Genomic DNA, 20,548 nt, shown 5'->3' on the forward strand with positions numbered 1-20,548 from the left:
ATGACACTGGAATACACCCACCTAGATGGTCTGCCAGGCATTGTTCAAACAACGAACGTGCAGCCCGACATGTGGCTTAGGTCTAAGCAAGACAAGGTAAACAATTAACATGGGCAGCATGCATCCCGTACAGGTTATCGCAGTGACCGGTGGTAAAGGCGGCGTAGGCAAGACGAACGTGTCGGTGAACCTCTCACTGGCACTGGCCGAGCTTGGTCGCCGCGTCATGTTGATGGACGCCGATCTGGGTCTGGCCAACGTTGACGTTCTACTGGGTCTTACCCCTAAACGCACCCTGGCCGATGTCATCGAAGGCCGGTGCGAGCTGCGTGACGTCCTGCTGCAAGGCCCGGGCGGCATCCGCATCGTACCGGCGGCGTCGGGCACGCAGAGCATGGTTCACCTGACGCCTGCGCAACACGCCGGCTTGATTCAGGCTTTCAGCGACATCGGCGACAACCTCGACGTGCTGGTGATCGACACCGCTGCCGGGATTGGCGAGTCGGTGGTCAGCTTCGTACGCGCAGCCCAGGAAGTATTGCTGGTAGTGTGTGACGAGCCGACTTCGATCACCGATGCCTACGCGCTGATCAAATTGCTCAACCGCGACCACGGCATGAACCGTTTCCGCGTGCTGGCCAACATGGCGCAAAGCCCGCAGGAAGGCCGCAACCTGTTCGCCAAGCTGACCAAGGTCACGGACCGCTTCCTCGACGTTGCTTTGCAGTACGTCGGCGCCGTGCCTTACGACGAGTGCGTACGCAAGGCTGTGCAGAAGCAGCGTGCGGTGTATGAGGCGTTCCCGCGCTCCAAATGCTCACTGGCGTTCAAAGCCATTGCGCAGAAGGTGGACACCTGGCCGTTGCCGGCCAATCCGCGCGGGCATCTGGAATTTTTCGTCGAACGTCTGGTGCATCAAACCAGCGCGGGGCCTGTGTCATGACAGCAAGTGGGTATCGCATGTACAGCAAATCATCCCGTGATTCCCAATACGAGCTGATCGAGCGCTACGCGCCTCTGGTCAAGCGGATCGCCTACCACTTGCTGGCGCGTCTGCCAGCCAGCGTGCAGGTCGAAGATCTGATCCAGGCCGGCATGATCGGTCTGCTCGAAGTCTCGACCAAGTACGACTCCACCAAAGGCGCGAGTTTTGAGACCTACGCCGGGATTCGTATCCGCGGCGCGATGCTCGACGAAGTGCGCAAAGGTGACTGGGCGCCGCGTTCGGTGCATCGCAATACGCGCATGGTCAGTGACGCGATTCGGGCAATTGAAGCAAAAACAGGTCGTGATGCTAAAGATCACGAGGTTGCGGCCGAACTCCAATTGAGTCTCGATGATTATTACGGGATTTTGAACGATACCTTGGGCAGCCGATTGTTCAGTTTCGACGACCTCCTGCAGGACGGCGAACATGAAGGGCTGCACGAGGACGGCGCAAGCCAGTCGCTCGAGCCGTCGCGTGATCTGGAAGACGAGCGTTTCCAGAGCGCGTTGGCCGATGCCATTGCCAACCTGCCAGAGCGTGAACGGCTGGTGTTGGCGCTGTACTACGACGAAGAGCTGAACCTCAAGGAAATCGGTGAGGTCCTGGGGGTCAGCGAATCGCGTGTCAGTCAGTTACATAGCCAGTGCGCAGCTCGTTTGCGAGGGCGTTTGGGAGAGTGGCGAGCGCGTTGACAGGCAACGCGGCGGACCTTTTTGGGTCCGTGTTGCCTGTAAAGCCGGCTGTGCAGAGCGTTCGTGGGAAACAAGAGAGACAAGGCTGGAGCCGGTCAGCACAGGCGCATATCGCGTGCGTCGCGCCGTACTTCACGTCTGTTGATTTGCCAAGCCCGTCGTCGTTTCGTACAGCCCGGTCAAGGAACTGTGCCGGTTTTGATTGAACGCGCGTCCAGGTGCTGGACGCGTTAAAGACTGCTTGGAGGTCGAATTGGACAAGAACATGAAAATCCTCATCGTTGATGACTTCTCAACGATGCGGCGGATCATAAAAAACCTGTTGCGTGACCTTGGGTTCACCAACACGGCCGAAGCGGATGACGGCATGACCGCATTGCCCATGCTGCAAAGCGGCTCCTTTGACTTTCTGGTCACTGACTGGAACATGCCTGGCATGTCCGGTATCGACTTGTTGCGTCAGGTGCGTGCCGATGAGCGTCTGCGCAGTCTGCCGGTATTGATGGTCACCGCTGAAGCCAAGCGTGAGCAGATCATCGAAGCTGCTCAGGCAGGCGTTAACGGATATGTGGTCAAGCCTTTCACGGCGCAAGTTCTGAAAGAAAAAATCGAGAAGATATTCGAGCGCGTCAATAGCTGATGTTCGCTGCGAGGGCGCTATGGATTCCAAAGATTCGTCAATGGGTGACTTTGAGTCGACCCTGAAGAAACACGCACAGGAGCTGGTCGAGAGCCTTGAAAAAGGCAAATTCGGCGAAGCCGTGCAACTTATCCATGAGCTTAACCAGACCCGCGACCGAGGCCTGTATCAGGAAGTCGGCAAGCTGACGCGCGAGCTGCACAGTGCAATCGTCAATTTCCAGATTGACCCGCACATGCCGCAAGCCGAGGAAGTCTCGCAGATCACTGATGCCACCGAACGTCTTGGTTACGTGGTCAGGCTGACTGAGAACGCTGCCAACCGCACGATGGATCTGGTCGAGCAAAGCACCCCGCTGATGCACGGACTCACGGCTGACGCAAAAGCATTGAGCGTCGACTGGGGGCGCTTCATGCGTCGCGAGATCAGTGCCGATGAATTTCGTGATCTGGCGCGACGTGTCGATGTTTTCCTGACGCGCAGCGAGACGGAGACCCATGAAGTCGCCGGCCACCTCAACGACATTTTGCTGGCCCAGGATTACCAGGATCTCACTGGTCAGGTGATCAAGCGCGTCACCCAGTTGGTGACCGAAGTGGAGAGCAATCTGCTCAAGCTGGTGCTCATGGCCAGTCAGGTCGATCGCTTTGCCGGCATCGAACATGACCAGGAAGTGTTCCGTCAGGAAAAAGAACAAGAAAAACTTCATTCCAAGGGTGAAGGTCCGCAGATTCATGCCGATAAACGTGAAGACGTCGTATCCGGTCAGGATGATGTAGACGATCTGCTATCCAGCCTGGGTTTCTAGGTTCTCAGTAAGAAGAGGTTATGAGCCTGCTGCGTGTTGTTTGACCGCATCAGGCTCTGCCACTGGCGACTCAGCGCAAGACCTGGATCGGTTGACGGTTAATTTTAGGAGCACCCCCCCAATGAGCTTCGGCGCCGATGAAGAAATCCTTCAGGATTTTCTGGTAGAGGCCGGCGAGATTCTCGAGCTGTTGTCAGAGCAGTTGGTCGAGCTGGAAAGCCGACCGGACGATGCGGACCTGCTCAATGCAATTTTTCGCGGTTTCCACACTGTAAAAGGGGGCGCTGGCTTCCTCCAACTCAATGAGCTGGTTGAATGCTGCCACATCGCCGAAAACGTCTTCGACATCTTGCGCAAAGGCGAGCGTCGAGTGGACGCCGAACTCATGGACGTGGTCCTTGAAGCGCTTGACGCCGTCAACAGTATGTTCGGTGAAGTGCGTGAGCGCACTCAAGTCACCCCGGCAACGCCAGAGCTGCTGGCAGCGCTGGCACGTCTGGCAGAGCCTGCTTCTGCCGATGAAGTCGCGGCCGCTCCGGTTGAGGTCGAACCAGTGGCTGAAGCGCCATCCGATGACATCACTGACGACGAATTCGAACAACTGCTGGACTCGCTGAATGCGGTCAAGGCCCAGGCGGCCGGTGCCCCGACACTCAGTGCAGCGCCGGTAACGCCGGTGGTGGCGGCTTCTGCCCCTGCTGCCGGTTCAAGCGATGACATCACGGACGCCGAGTTCGAGTCGCTGCTTGATCAACTGCATGGCAAAGGTCAGTTCGCGGTGGATGCTGTTGCAACCCCGGCGCCTGCTGCACCGGTGGTCAGCAAGTCTTCCGATGAAATCACCGACGATGAATTCGAATCGCTGCTCGATCAACTGCATGGCAAAGGTACGTTTTCAGCTGACGCGGGCGCCAATACCCCGCCAGCCGCTGCAACGCCTGCCGCACTTGCCAAGCCCGCTGCTCCGGCTGCGTCGTCAAGTGGCAAGCCGTCGGACGAAATCAGCGATAACGAATTCGAAGACCTGCTGGACCAATTGCACGGCAAAGGCAAGTTCGAGCCAGCGGTAGCGACAGCTGCCGCCACCGCTGCGCCTGTCAAGAAACCTGAGCCGGCGAAAGCCGAGCCTGCCAAGGCCGAACCGGCCAAAGCGGCGGCTGCCGCCCCAGTTGCCAAGCCTGCCCCCGCGCCGGTCAAAGCAGCCGCGCCGGCTTCCGAGAAGCCTGGTCCGTCTGAAGCAGAAACCACCGTGCGCGTTGACACCGCACGGCTGGACGAAATCATGAACATGGTCGGCGAACTGGTGCTGGTGCGTAACCGCCTGGTGCGCCTGGGTGCCAACAGCGCTGATGAAGCTATGTCCAAAGCTGTGTCCAATCTGGACGTGGTGACGGCTGACCTGCAAACCGCGGTGATGAAGACCCGGATGCAGCCGATCAAGAAAGTCTTCGGCCGCTTCCCTCGACTGGTCCGCGATCTGGCGCGGCAGTTGAAGAAAGAAATCAACCTGGAACTTGTAGGCGAAGAAACCGACCTGGACAAAAACCTGGTCGAGGCGCTGGCCGATCCGCTGGTCCACTTGGTGCGTAACGCCGTGGACCACGGCATTGAATTGCCGGAAGAGCGCGAGGCGTCGGGCAAGTCCCGTGGCGGTCGCGTGGTGCTCTCGGCGGAGCAGGAAGGCGACCACATCCTGTTGTCGATTTCCGATGACGGCAAGGGCATGGACCCGGTAGTACTGCGCGCAATCGCCGTCAAGCGTGGCGTGATGGACAAAGACGCCGCCGACCGACTGAGCGACAGCGACTGCTACAACCTGATCTTCGCGCCGGGCTTCTCGACCAAGACCGAGATTTCCGACGTGTCGGGCCGTGGTGTGGGCATGGACGTGGTGAAAACCAAGATTTCCCAGCTCAATGGCTCGATCAATATCTACTCGACCAAAGGACAGGGCTCGAAGATCGTCATCAAGGTGCCGCTGACGCTCGCGATCATGCCGACGCTGATGGTGATGCTGGGCAACCAGGCGTTTGCGTTCCCGCTGGTCAACGTCAATGAAATCTTCCACCTCAACCTGTCGACCACCAATGTCGTCGATGGCCAGGAAGTGGTGATCGTTCGGGACAAGGCACTGCCGCTGTTCTACCTCAAGCGCTGGCTGGTCAGCTCCGCTGCTCACGAAGAGCAGCACGAAGGCCACGTGGTGATTCTTACGGTTGGCACCCAGCGCATCGGCTTTGTCGTCGATCAACTGGTGGGCCAGGAAGAGGTGGTGATCAAGCCGCTGGGCAAGATGTTGCAGGGTACGCCGGGTATGTCGGGCGCCACCATCACAGGTGATGGCCGCATTGCGTTGATCCTTGACGTACCGAGCATGCTCAAGCGTTACGCCGCACGGCGTATCTGATTCTAGGTGAGCGGGCCGCTTCAGGCCCGTTTCGCTCTATGGAGTGTTTATGGCAGTCAAGGTCTTGGTGGTCGACGATTCAGGGTTTTTCCGTCGCCGCGTCTCGGAAATTCTCTCTTCAGATCCCACGATTCAAGTAGTTGGCACTGCAACCAATGGCAAGGAAGCCATTGAGCAAGCTCTGGCTCTCAAGCCTGATGTGATTACCATGGACTACGAAATGCCGATGATGGATGGCATTACGGCGGTTCGGCACATCATGCAGCGCTGCCCGACGGCGGTACTGATGTTCTCCTCGCTGACGCACGAAGGCGCCCGCGTGACCCTCGACGCGCTCGATGCTGGCGCGGTTGATTTTCTGCCGAAAAATTTCGAAGACATCTCGCGCAACCCCGAAAAGGTCAAGCAGATGCTCTGTGAAAAGGTCCACACCATTTCCCGGAGCAACCGTCGTTCTTCCAGCTACGGCAGCACGCCGACGCCGACGCCGGCTCACGCGCCATCGCCTTCCAGTTCCAGTTCCAGTTCAGCGTCTGCGAGCAGCGCGCTGCACAACTCGCCCGTTACCCCACGCCCTGCGCCAGCGCCGCGTGCTGCGGCTTCTGCGCCTAGTCATGCGTCCAGCCACAGCGCCAGTCATTCAACCGCCTCGCACGCGCCATCGTCACCGGCACCCAAACGCAAAGCCTACAAACTGGTTGCGATTGGCACGTCCACAGGCGGCCCGGTTGCATTGCAGCGCGTGCTGACACAATTGCCGGCCAACTTTCCAGCGCCCATCGTGTTGATTCAGCACATGCCCGCCGCCTTCACCAAGGCGTTCGCCGAGCGTCTGGACAAGCTGTGCCGCATCAGCGTCAAGGAAGCCGAAGACGGAGACGTGCTGCGTCCCGGCCTGGCCTTGTTGGCACCCGGCGGCAAACAGATGATGGTGGATGGACGTGGCGCGGTGAAAATCCTGCCGGGCGACGAGCGCCTCAATTACAAGCCGTGCGTGGACATCACCTTCGGCTCTGCCGCCAAATCCTACGGCGACAAAGTGCTGGCCGTGGTGTTGACCGGAATGGGCGCCGACGGGCGTGAAGGTGCGCGTCTGCTCAAGCAGGGCGGCAGCCACATCTGGGCGCAAGACGAGGCCAGTTGCGTGATTTACGGCATGCCGATGGCCATCGTCAAAGCCAATCTGGCGGACGCGGTCTACAGCCTCGATGACATCGGACGCCACCTCGTCGAGGCGTGCATCTGATGGATGTGTTGAGCCTGATCGGGATCATCCTCGCGTTCGTTGCGATTATCGGCGGTAATTTTCTCGAAGGTGGGCATCTGGGCGCCTTGCTCAACGGCCCGGCAGCGTTGATCGTGCTTGGCGGCACCCTCGCGGCGTGCCTTTTGCAGACGCCCATGAGCGCGTTCAAGCGAGCGATCCAGATCTTTTTGTGGATTCTGTTTCCGCCCCGCATCGACATGGCGGGCGGTATTGATCGCGTGATCAACTGGAGCCTGACCGCGCGCAAGGAAGGCCTGCTCGGTCTTGAGTCGGTGGCCGACTCCGAACCCGATCCCTACTCGCGAAAAGGCCTGCAGTTGCTGGTCGATGGCGTTGAACCGGAAACCATTCGCGGCATTCTCGAGGTGGATTTCATCACCCAGGAAACCCGCGATATCCAGGCCGCCAAAGTCTACGAAAGCATGGGCGGCTATGCGCCGACCGTGGGCATCATCGGTGCGGTGATGGGGCTGATTCACGTGATGGGTAATCTTGCCGATCCCAATCAGTTGGGCAGCGGAATCGCCGTCGCATTTGTGGCGACCATTTACGGCGTGGCCTTGGCCAACCTGATCCTGCTGCCGGTGGCCAACAAGCTCAAGTCCGTGGCTGTGCGTCAATCGCGTTATCGCGAAATGCTGCTGGAAGGTTTGCTGTCGATTGCCGAAGGCGAGAACCCGCGGTCAATCGAATTGAAGCTTCAGGGCTTCATGGAGTGATCAACTGACCATGGCCCGACGCAGGCGTCACGAAGAGCACGAAAATCACGAACGCTGGCTGGTGTCCTACGCGGATTTCATCACCTTGCTGTTCGCGTTTTTCGTGGTCATGTACTCGATTTCTTCACTCAACGAAGGCAAGTATAAATTGCTCTCCGAAGCGTTGGTCGGGGTGTTCAACGAGCCTGAGCGCAGCGTCAAGCCGATCCCCATTGGCGAGCAGAAGCCGCGGACCGTCACTCCGGCCGATCCACTGGTGATCGACAGCGAGCAGACGGATGCCGCGCTGGGGCAGGGCGCTCAGGATCCATTGAAGTCCATTGCCGATGACGTCAACGCGGCGTTCGGCGATTTGATCGCCTCCAAGCAGATGACCGTGCGCGGTAATGAGCTGTGGATCGAGATCGAACTCAACTCCAGTCTGCTGTTCGGCAGCGGCGACGCGATGCCCAGTGATCAGGCCTTCGACCTGATCGATAAAGTGGCAAAGATCGTCAAGCCGTTCGACAACCCGATCCACGTCGAAGGGTTTACGGACAATCAGCCCATCAACACGGGCCAGTTTCCGAGTAACTGGGAATTGTCCTCGGCCCGCTCCTCGAGCATCGTGCGCATGCTGGCAATGGATGGCATCAATCCAGCGCGTCTGGCGTCGGTGGGGTATGGCGAATTCCAACCGTTGGCCTCGAACGCTACGGCTGATGGCCGCGGCCGGAATCGTCGCGTGGTGCTGGTGATTTCACGCAATCTGGACGTGCGTCGCAGCCTGACCGGTTCAGGCACTGCGGCCAATGCAAAACCCGACGCGGCATTGCGTCGTGCTGGCACACAAACTGCACCAGCACCAGCCAAGCCGGCGCAAGGCGTCAAATCTTCGTCATCCGCCCCATAGTCAGTCCTGGTCGCACGGCCGGGGGGAAAAACGAAACATGAGAGTGTGGGCAGTTGCCAATCAGAAAGGTGGAGTCGGTAAGACCACCACTGCAATCGCGTTAGCCGGTCTACTGGCTGAGTCGGGCAAGCGCGTGGTCGTTGTAGACCTAGACCCGCATGGCTCGATGACCAGCTACTTCGGTCATAACCCCGATGAGCTGGAGCACAGCTGTTTCGATCTGTTTTTGCACAAGGGCGTGGTGCCTGACGGCTTGCCCGGTCAATTGCTGCTGCCGACCAGCGATCAGCGTATTTCGCTCCTGCCTTCGAGCACCGCACTGGCCACCCTTGAGCGTCAATCGCCAGGACAGAGCGGGCTCGGCCTGGTGATTGCCAAAAGTCTGGCGCAGCTGTGGCAGGATTTTGATTACGCGATCATAGACAGCCCGCCATTGCTTGGCGTGCTGATGGTCAATGCGCTGGCGGCCAGCCAGCAGTTGGCGATCCCGGTGCAGACAGAATTTCTGGCCGTTAAAGGCCTTGAGCGCATGGTCAATACGCTGGCGATGATCAACCGCTCGCGCAAAGTGCCGCTGCCATACACGATTGTCCCGACTTTGTTCGACCGCCGCACCCAGGCCTCGATGAGTACCCTCAGGCAGCTGCGCGACAGCTTTCCGGAACACGTCTGGAATGCTTATATCCCGGTCGACACGCGCCTGCGTGACGCCAGCCGCGCAGGCATGACGCCTTCACAGTTCGACAACAAAAGTCGTGGCGTGCTGGCTTACCGTGCGTTGCTCAAGCACATGCTGACCGAACAACTTGTCGGGCAGGTGGCGTGACGTGGCCGCTTATCACTTATTGCCGTGCCGCATGCTGACGCATTCAAGTCCGCTGGCAGTTCGGCCGATAAACACTTCAGGCGGCAATCGCATCACTTATTTTCGGGCTCCACTATGAACCGCCCCCTGGACATCGCATCACGACCGCAACTGGCGCTGCAGACTTACCTGGATGCGTTGCTTCAGGAAGCGACCGAGGAATTGCTGGCCGAGCCGGCAGAAGTTGACGATTTCGAAGCCGCCGTGCGCGAAGAACAAGCACACGACGCGCGTTTGCGTGCACTCGCCAAGCCGGTGGCCGTTGCCATCGCGGCGGCAACCCCTGCACCGGTAATGGCAGGCGTGTTGATGGCGGATGCTGTGCCGGTCAGGCGGCCCGTTACGGTCGTCGCGCCGGTCATCGCTCGTGTTGCAGAAGCGCCGGTAATCATCAGTCCGCCGATCACGGTGCCTGCGATTCCGGACATCGAGGCTTTCGTTCCAGACATCAAGCCGGTGGCGCCAAGTATTGCGCTGGTAGAGCCGGTGGTTGAGGTTCATCTGCCCTCGCAGCGCAACCCGACGCCACCGCCGAGGCCAGATGCGCGCCCGGACTGGGCCGAGGAGCCGTTTGAATGCCTGCTGTTCGACGTCGCCGGATTGACGTTGGCGGTGCCGCTGGTGTGCCTGGGTTCCATTTACCCGTTGGCCGGCCATGAGTTAACGCCGCTGTTCGGTCAGCCTGACTGGTTTTTGGGGATTCTGCCCAGCCAGGCCGGCAATCTGAAGGTGCTCGACACGGCGCGCTGGATCATGCCGGACCGCTACCGCGACGATTTTCGTCAGGGGCTTCAATACGTGATTTCGGTTCAGGGTTACGAGTGGGGGCTGGCGGTGCATTCAGTCAGCCGTTCGCTGCGTCTGGACCCGGAGGAGATCAAATGGCGCTCACACCGCGGCCAGCGTCCCTGGCTTGCGGGCACGGTGATCGAGCACATGTGCGCGCTACTGGATGTTTCCGAGTTGGCAGAATTGATCGCCAGCGGTGCGGTCAAGCAAGTGCAGACTCTCAAGTAAAAATCATCAAATAAACACAGGTCGGCGTACGCAACGCCGTCCTCACAGCACAATAGGCAAGGGGTTGGGGTTATGAAGAAGTCGTCAGCACAGGGTTCCGAAGATCCGATTCTGCAGTGGGTCACTTTCCGCCTGGACAACGAGTCCTACGGCATCAACGTGATGCAGGTTCAGGAAGTGCTGCGTTATACGGAGATCGCGCCGGTCCCGGGTGCGCCGAGCTACGTGCTGGGTATCATCAACCTGCGCGGCAATGTGGTGACGGTCATCGACACCCGTCAGCGCTTTGGTCTGTCTCCTGTTGAAGTCAGCGACAACACGCGTATCGTGATCATCGAGGCCGACAAGCAAGTGGTCGGGATCATGGTCGACAGCGTTGCCGAAGTGGTTTACCTGCGTCAGTCGGAAGTCGAAACCGCGCCAAACGTCGGTAACGATGAGTCGGCCAAGTTCATTCAGGGCGTCTGCAACAAGAATGGAGAGCTGCTGATCCTCGTGGAACTGGACAAGATGATGTCCGAAGAAGAGTGGTCCGAGCTGGAGAGCATCTGATTGATTTTAGAGGTTGCGGTCATTTTTCTGGCGGTATTGTGGGTCGTGACCATTGCGATGTTCATGGGCCACACCAAACGTCAGCGCACGCTCGCCACGCAGCAGGTCGAAGCCGACTCGCTGCGTGATCAGCGCATCCGCGAATTGGCCCGACGCCTTGAGAATTATCAGGGTGGCACGATCCGCATGGGTGAGGAACTGCACGAGCTGCGCGCCACCGTCGCGCCGCTACCGGACAAGATCACCATCCTTGAACAGCGCGATCCGTCTACCTTGTCCTTCGCCCAGGCCGCGCGCTTGGTGACGATGGGCGCCAGCGTCGACGAACTCACCCAATCCTGCGGCCTGACCCAGGCCGAAGCCCAACTGATGACCAAGATGCACGGCAACGGTTGACGGTTCCGCCGGCGTGTCGGCAGGTCCATCGAATCAGAACTGTTGGAGTGGGCGGTATCCCGACTTGCCCGCGAAGCTCGCTGACCGATGCGGTCACCCTGTAGGCGCGAATTCATTCGCGTGGCGCCAGTGGGGGTTCGGCCGCAAAGACGTCTCGCCAACAAGTGGGCTCTACAGCTGGTTTGCATTTAATGCCGGTATCAACGCGGGGTAATGTCTCGTTCGACCGGGCCTGCATCCGGGTCATGCTCCGCCGGGAACTTGCCCTTCAGGTGCCAGGCGAAGGCGATTATTTCGGCGATGGTCAGGTACAACGCTTCCGGGATGCTGTCGCCCAGTTCCATGCGTGCCAGCAGTTTCACCAGCTCGGCGTTTTCGTAGATGGGGACTTTGTACTCGCGGGCGATCGCCAGGATCGCCTCCGCAAGCGCGTCGTCGCCTTTGGCGGTCAATGTGGGCGCTTGATGGCCGTCATAATTGAGGGCCACGACCTGACGGGGAGGGGCGTTGAATGCACTCATCAGGCGTTCTCGTCGATCCAGCGTTGTTCAAGTACCGTGCGCGCACCTTGCGGCGGGACGCCGGTGTTACACGCCAGTTCGCCCACGTTCAAGCCGCAGGCCACCAGTCGCGTTCTTAGATTCTCAAGTTCACGGTCGATCAAGGCCGCGCTGGCGACGCGCTCGGCCCATAACTGACTCGACAAGCTGCCGCCGACCAATTGCGCCTGAACCTGCAACGGCCCCAGCGGCTCCAGATCAAACGCCAGCTCCACACGCCAGAGCTTTTCCTTTTCCCTGACCTCGCGCTCGTCTTTGGCCTCTTCTCGGTCGGGCGTGTCCTCGCGCTGCAATCTGACTTGCAACGGAACGATGTCATGGGCGTTGCGCATAGGGATTTCCAACTGCCAACTGGTGATCTGCGTGCCGTCGGCGGCGGTGCGGGTCTGCTCCAGACCGCCAAGCTGATGGCTCTGCAAGCGCGAGACAGCGGCAGCGGCCAGTTTGAGCAGGGTTTCCAGATCTTCTTCGTTCTCCGGGCTGCCAAGCGAGCGTGGCGGCAGCGGGAAACTGGTCGGTGGCGTTCGTGCCGCAACCAGGCCCAACGTCCCCAGTGCGCTTCTGATCATGTTCGGCATCGCGCGCGCCAGCGTGTTGGCGGCGGCCGCCGCGTTGTAATCCACATTGTCGGGCAGGCCCGGCAGGATTTGCGAAATCAGTCGCAGCAGGTTGGCCTTTGTGTCTGGCAGCAGCGTCGGGTTCAACCCCGCCAACAGCCGCGATTCCATGAACAAGCCGCTGCCGTTCAGCGCCTGAGCCACCCCTTTTGAGGTACTCATCTGCTGGATATCCGGCAGGTCGGCCAACAACTGGTCGATGCTTGCACGCAGTGACGCCGGTAGGCTGTCGCTTGAATCGACCATGTTCTGCAACGTCACCAACAACCCTTGCAGCGACCCTTGGCGGCTTTGTTGCGTGGACAACTGCTGCGCCAATGCCAATTGATCGAAGCGATTGGGCAGTGCCACGAAATTCAGCGCCTGACTGCTCTGCACCTGCGCGCTGAGCAGGCTCCCCGCTTTCAGCGGTTGCGGGCTTTCGACCGTCAGATTGCTCCCCGCCAACGCGGTATTGAGCAGAGTCACGATGGAGCGGTACGCCGTCGGCTGATCCGAGTTCGCCGGTACAGGCTGCCCGGTCAATTGGCTGATGAGTTGCGAGGTCAGGACTTTGGCCTGCAGCAGCGTGCCCACTGGCAGCTGGCGGGTGTCGAGCGTGGTCAGGCTGTTGGTAGTGGCTTTCTGCATCTCGGCGAGGCTGATGGTCAGCGTGTCGGCCGACCCTTGCGCCACATTGACGTTAGTGCCTGGCGATAAAGGCAAAGAACTGGTGACGGGAAACGTCGTCTGCTGGCCGTTGCTCAACGTCAGCTTGAGCAGTAACTGAAAATCCTGATCCAGCTGTTTGAGGCTCACCACTTGCGCGTCGGCGGTTTGCCCGACCGGCAGCAATCCGTCACGCGGTTGCAGCAGTTGCAGCACCTGAGCGGGTGGCACCCCGGCGCGCAACAAGGTCGTGGCGACGTTAACCGGAGAAAGATTGGGGATGTCGCCTGTCATCGAATACCGACCTGTGAAAAATTTGCCATCTTGGTGCCTGGAGATGGCATGTATAATCTCGCCGGCCCTGGCCAGAGCGCCAGCGTGAACCTGCACCAGTATAACGGCCGTGCGCGCGGCGACTTGAACCCCTGGCGAACACTCCCGATCACAAAAGAAGGTCTGCATGCCGATCCCTGTCCTGGAAGCCTCGGCGCTTGCTTGCGAGCGCGACTGGCGAATGCTGTTCGAGAATCTCGATCTGCGTTTGTCGGCGGGCGACATGTTGCAGGTCAGCGGCCCCAACGGCAGTGGCAAGACCAGCCTGTTGCGCCTGTTGTCCGGTCTGATGCAGCCGACCTCAGGCGAGATCCTCTTGCATCCAACCCCCTCGAACACGCAAAACCCCCAGCAAACGCACGATCTGCTGTGGATCGGCCATTCAGCGGGCATCAAGGAGCTGCTGACACCGGTCGAGAACCTCACCTGGCTCTGCGCGTTGCACACAGGCGCCGACGTTCAGGCCATCTGGCAGGCACTCGACGCGACAGGCCTGCGCGGATTTGAAGACGTGCTATGCCACACGCTGTCGGCCGGGCAGAAACGTCGGGTGGCGCTGGCGCGTCTTTATCTTCCGGGCCCGTTGCTGTGGATCCTTGATGAGCCTTTCACGGCGCTCGATAAGCACGGCGTCGCGCAACTGGAGCACCACCTTGCCGAACACTGCGAGGGCGGCGGCACTGTGGTCTTGACCACGCACCACACGCTGAGCCGCGTTCCGGCCCGTTACACGGATATCGACCTGGGGCAATGGGCTGTATGAGCCATGTGTTCACGTTACTGATTGCCCGTGAAGCGCGGCTGTTGTTCCGCAGGCCCGCCGAGTTGCTCAATCCGCTGGTGTTCTTCGCCATTGTGATCGCGCTGTTTCCGTTGGCGGTGGGCCCGGAGACCCAACTGCTGAAAACCCTTTCCCCGGGCCTGCTCTGGGTTGCAGCCTTGTTGTCCGTGCTGTTGTCGCTGGACGGGCTGTTTCGCAGTGATTTCGAAGACGGCTCACTTGAACAGTGGGTGCTTTCACCGCACCCTCTGGCGTTGCTGGTGTTGGCGAAAGTGCTGGCACACTGGGCATTTTCCGGGTTGGCGCTGGTGCTGCTGGCGCCATTGCTGGGGTTGATGCTCGGCTTGCCAACCGAGTGTTTGCCGGTGCTGCTGCTGTCCCTGTTGCTGGGTACGCCGGTCCTGAGCCTGCTCGGCGCTGTGGGTGCGGCGCTGACCGTCGGGCTCAAACGCGGCGGCCTGCTGCTGGCGCTGTTGATTCTGCCGCTTTACATCCCGGTGCTGATTCTGGGCAGCGGCGCGCTGCAAGCTGCCCTTCAAGGCATGCCCGCCACCGGTTACCTGCTTTGGCTGGGCAGCCTGATGGCGCTGGCGTTAACCCTGACCCCCTTTGCAATTGCCGCTGGATTGAAAATCAGTGTCGGCGAATAATCTGCTTTTGACCGGGTGGACAGCTTTTTGCTGGTCGCACCCTGCAAGCTTCAGCAATAAGAAGCGCCCTGAAGAGCACCGTGAAGACGTGATGAAAAAGGCACCGTGATGAACACAAGCGCCAACGCTAAACGCGGCATCAGCTGGGCCTGGTTCCACAAACTGGGCTCGCCGAAATGGTTTTATGGCATCAGCGGGCGTCTGCTGCCCTGGCTGAGTGTCGCCGCCGCAGGGTTGATCGGCCTTGGCGTGGTCTGGGGCCTGGCCTTCGCGCCGCCGGACTATCAACAAGGCAACAGCTTTCGCATCATCTACATCCATGTGCCCTCGGCCATGCTCGCGCAGTCCTGCTACTTGATGCTCGCCGTCTGCGGCGTGGTCGGGCTGGTCTGGAAAATGAAGATGGCCGATATCGCGCTGCAATGCGCCGCGCCCATCGGCGCCTGGATGACCGCTTTGGCGCTGGTGACGGGAGCGATCTGGGGTAAACCGACCTGGGGCTCATGGTGGGTGTGGGACGCGCGACTGACCTCGATGCTGATTCTGCTGTTTCTGTACTTCGGTTTGATCGCTCTGGGCAATGCGATCACCAATCGCGACAGCGCTGCCAGAGCCTGCGCGGTGCTGGCGATCGTGGGAGTGATCAACATCCCGATCATCAAATATTCGGTGGAGTGGTGGAGCACCCTGCACCAGGGCGCCACGTTCAGCCTGACCGAGAAGCCCGCGATGCCGGCTGAAATGTGGCTGCCGCTGTTGTTCACGGTGCTGGGTTTCTACTGCTTTTTTGGCGCTGTGTTGTTGCTGCGGATGCGCCTTGAAGTGCTCAAGCGCGAAGCCCGTGCCAGTTGGGTCAAGGATGAAGTCCTGAAAAGTTTGAAAGGGCGAGCGTCATGAGTTTTGCATCGTTCGCTGACTTTCTGTCAATGGGCAAGCACGCGGTGTTTGTCTGGACCGCTTACGGCGTATGCCTGGCGGTGCTGGTCATCAACGTGGCCTCACCGCTGTTGTCGCGTCGGCGTTACCTGCAACAAGAGGCGCGTCGTTTGCGCCGGGAGAGCAATAAGTGAATCCGCTGCGCAAAAAGCGACTGTTGGTGATCGCGGCGATTCTCGCCGGTGTCGGCATCGCTGTGACCCTGGCCCTCAGCGCCCTGCAGGAAAACATCAATCTGTTTTACACCCCGACTCAGATCGCCAGCGGCGAAGCGCCGCACGACACGCGGATTCGCGCTGGTGGCATGGTCGAGAAGGGTTCGCTGGAACGTTCCGGCGACTCGCTGGACGTCAAATTCGTGGTCACCGATTTCAACAAATCGGTGACCATCACTTACCGTGGGATCCTTCCGGACCTGTTCCGTGAAGGGCAGGGCATCGTCGCGCTGGGCAAGCTCAACGCCGACGGCGTGGTGGTCGCCGATGAAGTGCTGGCCAAGCACGACGAAAAATACATGCCGCCCGAAGTCACCAAAGCCTTGAAAGACAGCGGCCAGTCGGCGCCGGGTTCGTCTTCCATGCCAGTCAAACAGGGTTAAAAACGATGATTCCTGAGCTCGGCCATCTGGCCATGATTCTGGCGCTGTGCTTCGCCATCGTGCAGGCCGTCGTGCCTTTGGTCGGCGCATGGCGCGGCGACCGTTTGTGGATGAGCCTGGCGCAACCGGCGGCGTGGGGGCAGTTTGCGTTCCTGGTGTTCTCGTTTGGCTGCCTGACCTACTCGTTCATGGTCGACGATTTTTCCGTGGCCTACATCGCCGAAAACTCCAACAGTGCCTTGCCCTGGTATTACAAGTTCAGCGCGGTGTGGGGTGCTCACGAAGGCTCGCTGTTGCTCTGGGCGTTGATTCTGGGCGGCTGGACCTTTGCGGTATCGATATTTTCCCGGCAGTTGCCGCAGGTCATGCTGGCGCGCGTACTGGCTGTAATGGGCATGATCAGCATCGGTTTTCTGTTGTTTCTGATCCTCACTTCCAATCCGTTCAGCCGCATCCTGCCGCAAGTCCCGCTCAATGGGCGCGACCTTAATCCCTTGCTGCAAGACATCGGCCTGATCGTCCATCCGCCCATGCTGTACATGGGATACGTCGGCTTCTCGGTGGCGTTCGCTTTCGCCATTGCCGCCTTACTCGGTGGGCGTCTTGATGCGGCGTGGGCACGCTGGTCACGTCCGTGGACGATTGTCGCCTGGGCGTTCCTCGGTATCGGCATCACCTTGGGCTCGTGGTGGGCCTATTACGAGCTTGGCTGGGGCGGCTGGTGGTTCTGGGACCCGGTTGAAAATGCCTCGTTCATGCCATGGCTGGTGGGCACGGCGTTGATCCACTCACTGGCCGTCACCGAGAAGCGTGGCGTGTTCAAGAGCTGGACGGTGCTGCTGGCCATTGCCGCGTTTTCCCTGAGCCTGCTCGGGACGTTCCTGGTCCGCTCTGGCGTTCTGACCTCGGTGCATGCGTTTGCATCGGACCCTGCGCGCGGCGTGTTCATCCTGATTTTTCTGCTGATGGTGGTCGGCGGTTCGCTGACGCTGTTCGCCCTGCGCGCGCCGGTGGTCAAAAGCCATGTCGGCTTTGGCCTGTGGTCGCGGGAAACGCTGCTGCTGGGCAATAACCTGGTGCTGGTGGTGGCCGCGTCGATGATTCTGCTGGGCACGCTGTATCCGCTGGCGGTCGATGCGCTGAGCGGGGAGAAGATGTCGGTGGGGCCGCCGTATTTCAACGCGCTGTTCGTGCCGTTGATGGCGCTGCTGATGGCAGTCATGGCGGTCGGGGTGCTGGTGCGTTGGAAGGACACACCGGTCAAATGGTTGCTCAGCATGCTTGCCCCGGTTCTGGTGGGCAGTGCTGTGCTGGGCGCCGTTGCGGCGTTCGCCATGGAAGATTTCCATTGGGCCGTGCTCGCCACGTGCATGCTCGCCGCGTGGGTGTTGCTGGCGGGTGCGCGCGACTTGCTGGACAAGACCCGCCACAAGGGCTTGCTCAAAGGCGCACGCACCATGACCCGCAGTTACTGGGGCATGCAAGTGGCGCATATCGGTATTGCAGTGCTGGCGCTGGGTGTGGTGCTGTCGAGCCAGAACAGCGCCGAGCGCGACCTGCGTCTGTCGCCCGGCGAGTCGATGGAGCTGGGCGGTTATACGTTCGTGTTCGAGGGCGCGAAGCATTATCAGGGCCCGAATTTCACGTCTGATCGCGGCACGATCCGGGTGCTGGAAGATGGCAAGGAAATCACTGTGCTGCACCCGGAAAAACGCCTTTACACCGTGCAGCAGTCGATGATGACCGAAGCCGGTATCGACGCCGGTTTCACCCGTGACCTCTACGTCGCACTGGGCGAGCCGCTGGATAACGGCGCCTGGGCGGTGCGGGTTCACGTCAAGCCGTTCGTGCGCTGGATCTGGTTCGGCGGGCTGATTACCGCGCTGGGTGGTTTACTGGCGGCGCTGGACAAGCGTTATCGAGTCAAAGTGAAAGCCCGCGTGCGTGACGCCTTGGGCCTGTCGGGAGCGGCGGTATGAAGCGTTGGGTGTTGTTGATTCCGCTGGTGCTGTTTCTGGGCGTGGCGGGTTTTCTGTATCGAGGGCTCTACCTTGACCCGGCGGAACTGCCGTCGGCGTTGATCGATAAACCGTTTCCCGAGTTTTCGTTGCCGGCGGTGCAGGGCGGCGCTGTCATCACTCGCGCCACCCTGTTGGGCAAGCCGGCGCTGATCAACGTCTGGGGCACCTGGTGCGTCGCCTGTCGCGTCGAGCATCCGGTGCTCAACAAGCTGGCGCAGCAGGGCGTGGTGATTTACGGCATCAACTACAAAGACGTCAACGCCGACGCGCTGAAGTGGCTGAGCGAATTTCACGACCCGTATCAGCTGAACATTCGCGACGAAGCCGGCAGTCTGGGCCTGAACCTGGGAGTCTACGGCGCGCCGGAAACGTTTCTGATCGACAGCAAGGGCATCATTCGCTACAAGCACGTCGGTGTGATCGACGAAGCGGTCTGGCGCGACAAACTGGCCGGTCAGTACCAGGGTCTGGTCGATGAGGCCAGGCAATGAGGCGTTTGATTGCGGCCGCCGCTCTGACGCTGGGACTGGCGGGCCTCGCCCACGCGGCCATTGACGCCTACACGTTCAAGGACGAGGCCGAGCGCGCACGCTACAGCGATTTGACCAAGGAGCTGCGCTGCCCCAAGTGCCAGAACCAGGACATCGCCGACTCCAACGCGCCCATCGCTGCCGACCTGCGCAAAGAGATCTACCGCATGCTTGGCGAAGGCCAGAGCAATCAGCAGATCATCGACTTCATGGTCGACCGTTACGGCGAGTTCGTGCGTTACAAGCCTGAGTTGAGTGCACGCACCTGGTTGCTGTGGTTCGGTCCGGCTGGCTTGTTGTTCGGCGGGGTGTTGTTGATTGGGGTGATTGTCGTTCGCCGTCGCGCCAAACGTACTGCAGACACCGAAGTGCTTTCTGACGAGGAGCGTCAGCGCCTCGCCCACCTGTTGGATAAAAACCACGAATGATTGATTTTTGGCTAGCCGCTGGCCTGCTGTTGCTGGTCGCCTTGGGGTTTCTGCTGATTCCCGTTTTGCGTGGCCGTCGTGCGCAACGTGAAGAAGACCGCACGGCCCTGAACGTCGCGCTCTATCAGGAACGCGTGGCTGAGTTGCAGGTTCAGCAGGAGGAGGGCGTCTTGTCCTCGGCGCAGCTGGACAGTGGCCGCGCAGAAGCTGCGCGGGAATTGCTGGCCGATACCGAAGGCGCTGAAGCTGAGCGTGTTTCAAGGCTGGGCAAGCCGCTGCCACTGGTCGCTGCGTTGCTGGTGCCGGTGCTGGGGTTTGCGCTGTATATGCATTTCGGCGCCAGTGACAAGGTCGAACTGACCCGCGAGTTTGCTCAGCCACCCGGTTCGCTGGTGGAAATGACCAGCCGTCTTGAGCGTGCGGTCAAGGCGCAGCCGGATTCGGCCGAAGGGATTTATTTCCTGGCGCGGACCTACATGGCTCAGGATCGCCCCGCCGATGCCGCCGCCATGTTCGAGCGCGCCGTGGGCCTGGCCGGACGTCAGCCCGAGCTGCTCGGACAGTGGGCGCAGGCATTGTATTTTGCCGGCAACAAGCATTGGTCGCCGCATATTCAGGCGTTGTCCGATGAGGCGTTGAAGCTTGATCCAAAGGAAGTGACCAGTCTTGGGCTCAAGGGGATTGCTGCGTTCGAGGGTGAGCGCTATCAGGAAGCGGTGGATTACTGGAAACGCCTGCTGACCGCGCTGCCGGCTGATGACCCGTCGCGTTCGGCCCTTGAGGGCGGGATCGCCAGGGCGGCTGACAAGCTTCTCCAAAACGGCGGCAAGCTGACTGAAACGCCGGTGGTGTCTGCCAAAAGTGCGACGCTCAGCGTGCGTGTGACGCTCTCGGATGCGCTCAAAGACAAGGTGCTGCCGACCGACACGGTATTCGTGTTTGCGCGCGCTGTGTCCGGGCCGCCTGCGCCGCTGGCGGTCAAGCGGGTGACAGTCGCCGATCTGCCGGTGGACGTGGAGCTGACGGACGCCGACGCAATGATGCCGCAGCTGAAACTGTCCAACTTTCCCGAAGTCCAACTCGTTGCCCGGGTATCGCGGGCAGGCCAGCCCACAGCCGGTGAGTGGATTGGTCGCAGTCAGCCGTTGCCGAGCAACGTGACTGCACGTCAGGCCTTGACCATCGATAGCCCCGATAAGTAGC

The 20,548-nt window shown here is 60.3% G+C and carries 23 protein-coding genes; 21 read left to right on the forward strand and 2 right to left on the reverse strand.

Features of this window, described 5'->3' with window-relative positions; all coding sequences use genetic code 11:
- Positions 1–109 precede the first annotated feature (109 nt).
- The 12 genes from fleN to OYW20_RS08920 all read left to right on the forward strand — a co-directional run bounded on the left by fleN (position 110) and on the right by OYW20_RS08920 (position 11,243).
- Positions 110–943 carry a flagellar synthesis regulator FleN gene (gene fleN, locus OYW20_RS08865; protein WP_268800318.1) on the forward strand — a complete coding sequence of 278 codons (834 nt, stop codon included), beginning with the start codon at positions 110–112 and terminating at the stop codon, positions 941–943.
- Positions 940–1,680, forward strand: coding sequence for an RNA polymerase sigma factor FliA (fliA, locus tag OYW20_RS08870; RefSeq protein ID WP_268800319.1), 741 nt, complete (start codon positions 940–942; stop codon positions 1,678–1,680). Before fleN ends, fliA begins: the two co-directional genes overlap by 4 nt.
- Positions 1,681–1,945: 265 nt before the next feature.
- Positions 1,946–2,320 (forward strand): chemotaxis response regulator CheY, encoded by a 375-nt coding sequence (locus tag OYW20_RS08875; protein WP_268800320.1) that lies wholly within the window; start codon positions 1,946–1,948, stop codon positions 2,318–2,320.
- A 19-nt stretch (positions 2,321–2,339) separates the two neighbouring features.
- Positions 2,340–3,128 (forward strand): protein phosphatase CheZ, encoded by a 789-nt coding sequence (locus OYW20_RS08880; RefSeq protein WP_268800321.1) that lies wholly within the window; start codon positions 2,340–2,342, stop codon positions 3,126–3,128.
- A 121-nt stretch (positions 3,129–3,249) separates the two neighbouring features.
- Positions 3,250–5,535: a chemotaxis protein CheA gene (locus tag OYW20_RS08885; RefSeq protein ID WP_268800322.1), complete on the forward strand. Its 2,286-nt coding sequence runs from the start codon at positions 3,250–3,252 to the stop codon at positions 5,533–5,535.
- Positions 5,536–5,584: 49 nt separating this feature from the next.
- Positions 5,585–6,781 (forward strand): protein-glutamate methylesterase/protein-glutamine glutaminase, encoded by a 1,197-nt coding sequence (locus OYW20_RS08890; protein WP_268800323.1) that lies wholly within the window; start codon positions 5,585–5,587, stop codon positions 6,779–6,781.
- Positions 6,781–7,521, forward strand: coding sequence for a flagellar motor protein (locus tag OYW20_RS08895; RefSeq protein WP_268800324.1), 741 nt, complete (start codon positions 6,781–6,783; stop codon positions 7,519–7,521). The genes OYW20_RS08890 and OYW20_RS08895 overlap by 1 nt, the downstream gene beginning before the upstream one ends.
- Before the next feature lie 10 nt (positions 7,522–7,531).
- On the forward strand, positions 7,532–8,413 hold the full coding sequence (gene motD, locus OYW20_RS08900) for a flagellar motor protein MotD (RefSeq protein WP_268800325.1): 882 nt from the start codon (positions 7,532–7,534) through the stop codon (positions 8,411–8,413).
- Between the two features lie 37 nt (positions 8,414–8,450).
- Positions 8,451–9,239: a ParA family protein gene (locus OYW20_RS08905; protein WP_268800326.1), complete on the forward strand. Its 789-nt coding sequence runs from the start codon at positions 8,451–8,453 to the stop codon at positions 9,237–9,239.
- 114 nt (positions 9,240–9,353) lie between these two features.
- Entirely contained in the window at positions 9,354–10,295 is a 942-nt protein-coding gene (locus OYW20_RS08910; protein WP_268800327.1) for a CheW domain-containing protein, read from the forward strand.
- A gap of 72 nt (positions 10,296–10,367) precedes the next feature.
- Entirely contained in the window at positions 10,368–10,847 is a 480-nt protein-coding gene (locus tag OYW20_RS08915; RefSeq protein WP_268800328.1) for a chemotaxis protein CheW, read from the forward strand.
- The gene (locus tag OYW20_RS08920) at positions 10,848–11,243 is read left to right on the forward strand and encodes a DUF2802 domain-containing protein (protein WP_268800329.1); all 396 of its coding nucleotides are present in this window, start codon (positions 10,848–10,850) and stop codon (positions 11,241–11,243) included.
- A gap of 200 nt (positions 11,244–11,443) precedes the next feature.
- Here OYW20_RS08920 and OYW20_RS08925 read toward each other — a convergent pair whose 3' ends face one another.
- Together OYW20_RS08925 and fliK are read right to left on the reverse strand one after the other, a co-directional pair.
- Positions 11,444–11,764, reverse strand: coding sequence for an EscU/YscU/HrcU family type III secretion system export apparatus switch protein (locus OYW20_RS08925; RefSeq protein WP_268800330.1), 321 nt, complete (start codon positions 11,762–11,764; stop codon positions 11,444–11,446).
- A complete protein-coding gene (gene fliK / locus OYW20_RS08930; RefSeq protein WP_268800331.1) occupies positions 11,764–13,362 on the reverse strand; it encodes a flagellar hook-length control protein FliK in 1,599 nt (532 codons plus the stop codon). Before fliK ends, OYW20_RS08925 begins: the two co-directional genes overlap by 1 nt.
- Positions 13,363–13,528: 166 nt before the next feature.
- On the opposite strand from fliK, the gene ccmA reads away from it, so the two are divergent.
- The 9 genes from ccmA (at position 13,529) to ccmI (ending at position 20,547) form a co-directional block, all read left to right on the forward strand.
- Positions 13,529–14,164: a cytochrome c biogenesis heme-transporting ATPase CcmA gene (ccmA, locus tag OYW20_RS08935; RefSeq protein ID WP_268800332.1), complete on the forward strand. Its 636-nt coding sequence runs from the start codon at positions 13,529–13,531 to the stop codon at positions 14,162–14,164.
- Positions 14,161–14,832, forward strand: a complete 672-nt coding sequence (gene ccmB / locus OYW20_RS08940) for a heme exporter protein CcmB (protein WP_268800333.1) — start codon at positions 14,161–14,163, stop codon at positions 14,830–14,832. Before ccmA ends, ccmB begins: the two co-directional genes overlap by 4 nt.
- A gap of 108 nt (positions 14,833–14,940) precedes the next feature.
- A complete protein-coding gene (locus tag OYW20_RS08945; RefSeq protein WP_268800334.1) occupies positions 14,941–15,729 on the forward strand; it encodes a heme ABC transporter permease in 789 nt (262 codons plus the stop codon).
- Entirely contained in the window at positions 15,726–15,902 is a 177-nt protein-coding gene (gene ccmD, locus OYW20_RS08950) for a heme exporter protein CcmD (protein ID WP_268800335.1), read from the forward strand. The genes OYW20_RS08945 and ccmD overlap by 4 nt, the downstream gene beginning before the upstream one ends.
- Entirely contained in the window at positions 15,899–16,366 is a 468-nt protein-coding gene (gene ccmE / locus OYW20_RS08955; RefSeq protein ID WP_268800336.1) for a cytochrome c maturation protein CcmE, read from the forward strand. The genes ccmD and ccmE overlap by 4 nt, the downstream gene beginning before the upstream one ends.
- A gap of 5 nt (positions 16,367–16,371) precedes the next feature.
- Positions 16,372–18,345, forward strand: a complete 1,974-nt coding sequence (locus OYW20_RS08960; RefSeq protein WP_268800337.1) for a heme lyase CcmF/NrfE family subunit — start codon at positions 16,372–16,374, stop codon at positions 18,343–18,345.
- Entirely contained in the window at positions 18,342–18,878 is a 537-nt protein-coding gene (locus OYW20_RS08965) for a DsbE family thiol:disulfide interchange protein (protein ID WP_268800338.1), read from the forward strand. The genes OYW20_RS08960 and OYW20_RS08965 overlap by 4 nt, the downstream gene beginning before the upstream one ends.
- Positions 18,875–19,345, forward strand: a complete 471-nt coding sequence (locus OYW20_RS08970; RefSeq protein WP_268800339.1) for a cytochrome c-type biogenesis protein — start codon at positions 18,875–18,877, stop codon at positions 19,343–19,345. Before OYW20_RS08965 ends, OYW20_RS08970 begins: the two co-directional genes overlap by 4 nt.
- Positions 19,342–20,547 carry a c-type cytochrome biogenesis protein CcmI gene (gene ccmI / locus OYW20_RS08975; protein ID WP_268800340.1) on the forward strand — a complete coding sequence of 402 codons (1,206 nt, stop codon included), beginning with the start codon at positions 19,342–19,344 and terminating at the stop codon, positions 20,545–20,547. Before OYW20_RS08970 ends, ccmI begins: the two co-directional genes overlap by 4 nt.
- Position 20,548 lies beyond the last annotated feature (1 nt).

Origin of the sequence: Pseudomonas sp. BSw22131, from assembly GCF_026810445.1 — a bacterium.
In the GTDB taxonomy this organism is placed as follows: domain Bacteria; phylum Pseudomonadota; class Gammaproteobacteria; order Pseudomonadales; family Pseudomonadaceae; genus Aquipseudomonas; species Aquipseudomonas huanghezhanensis.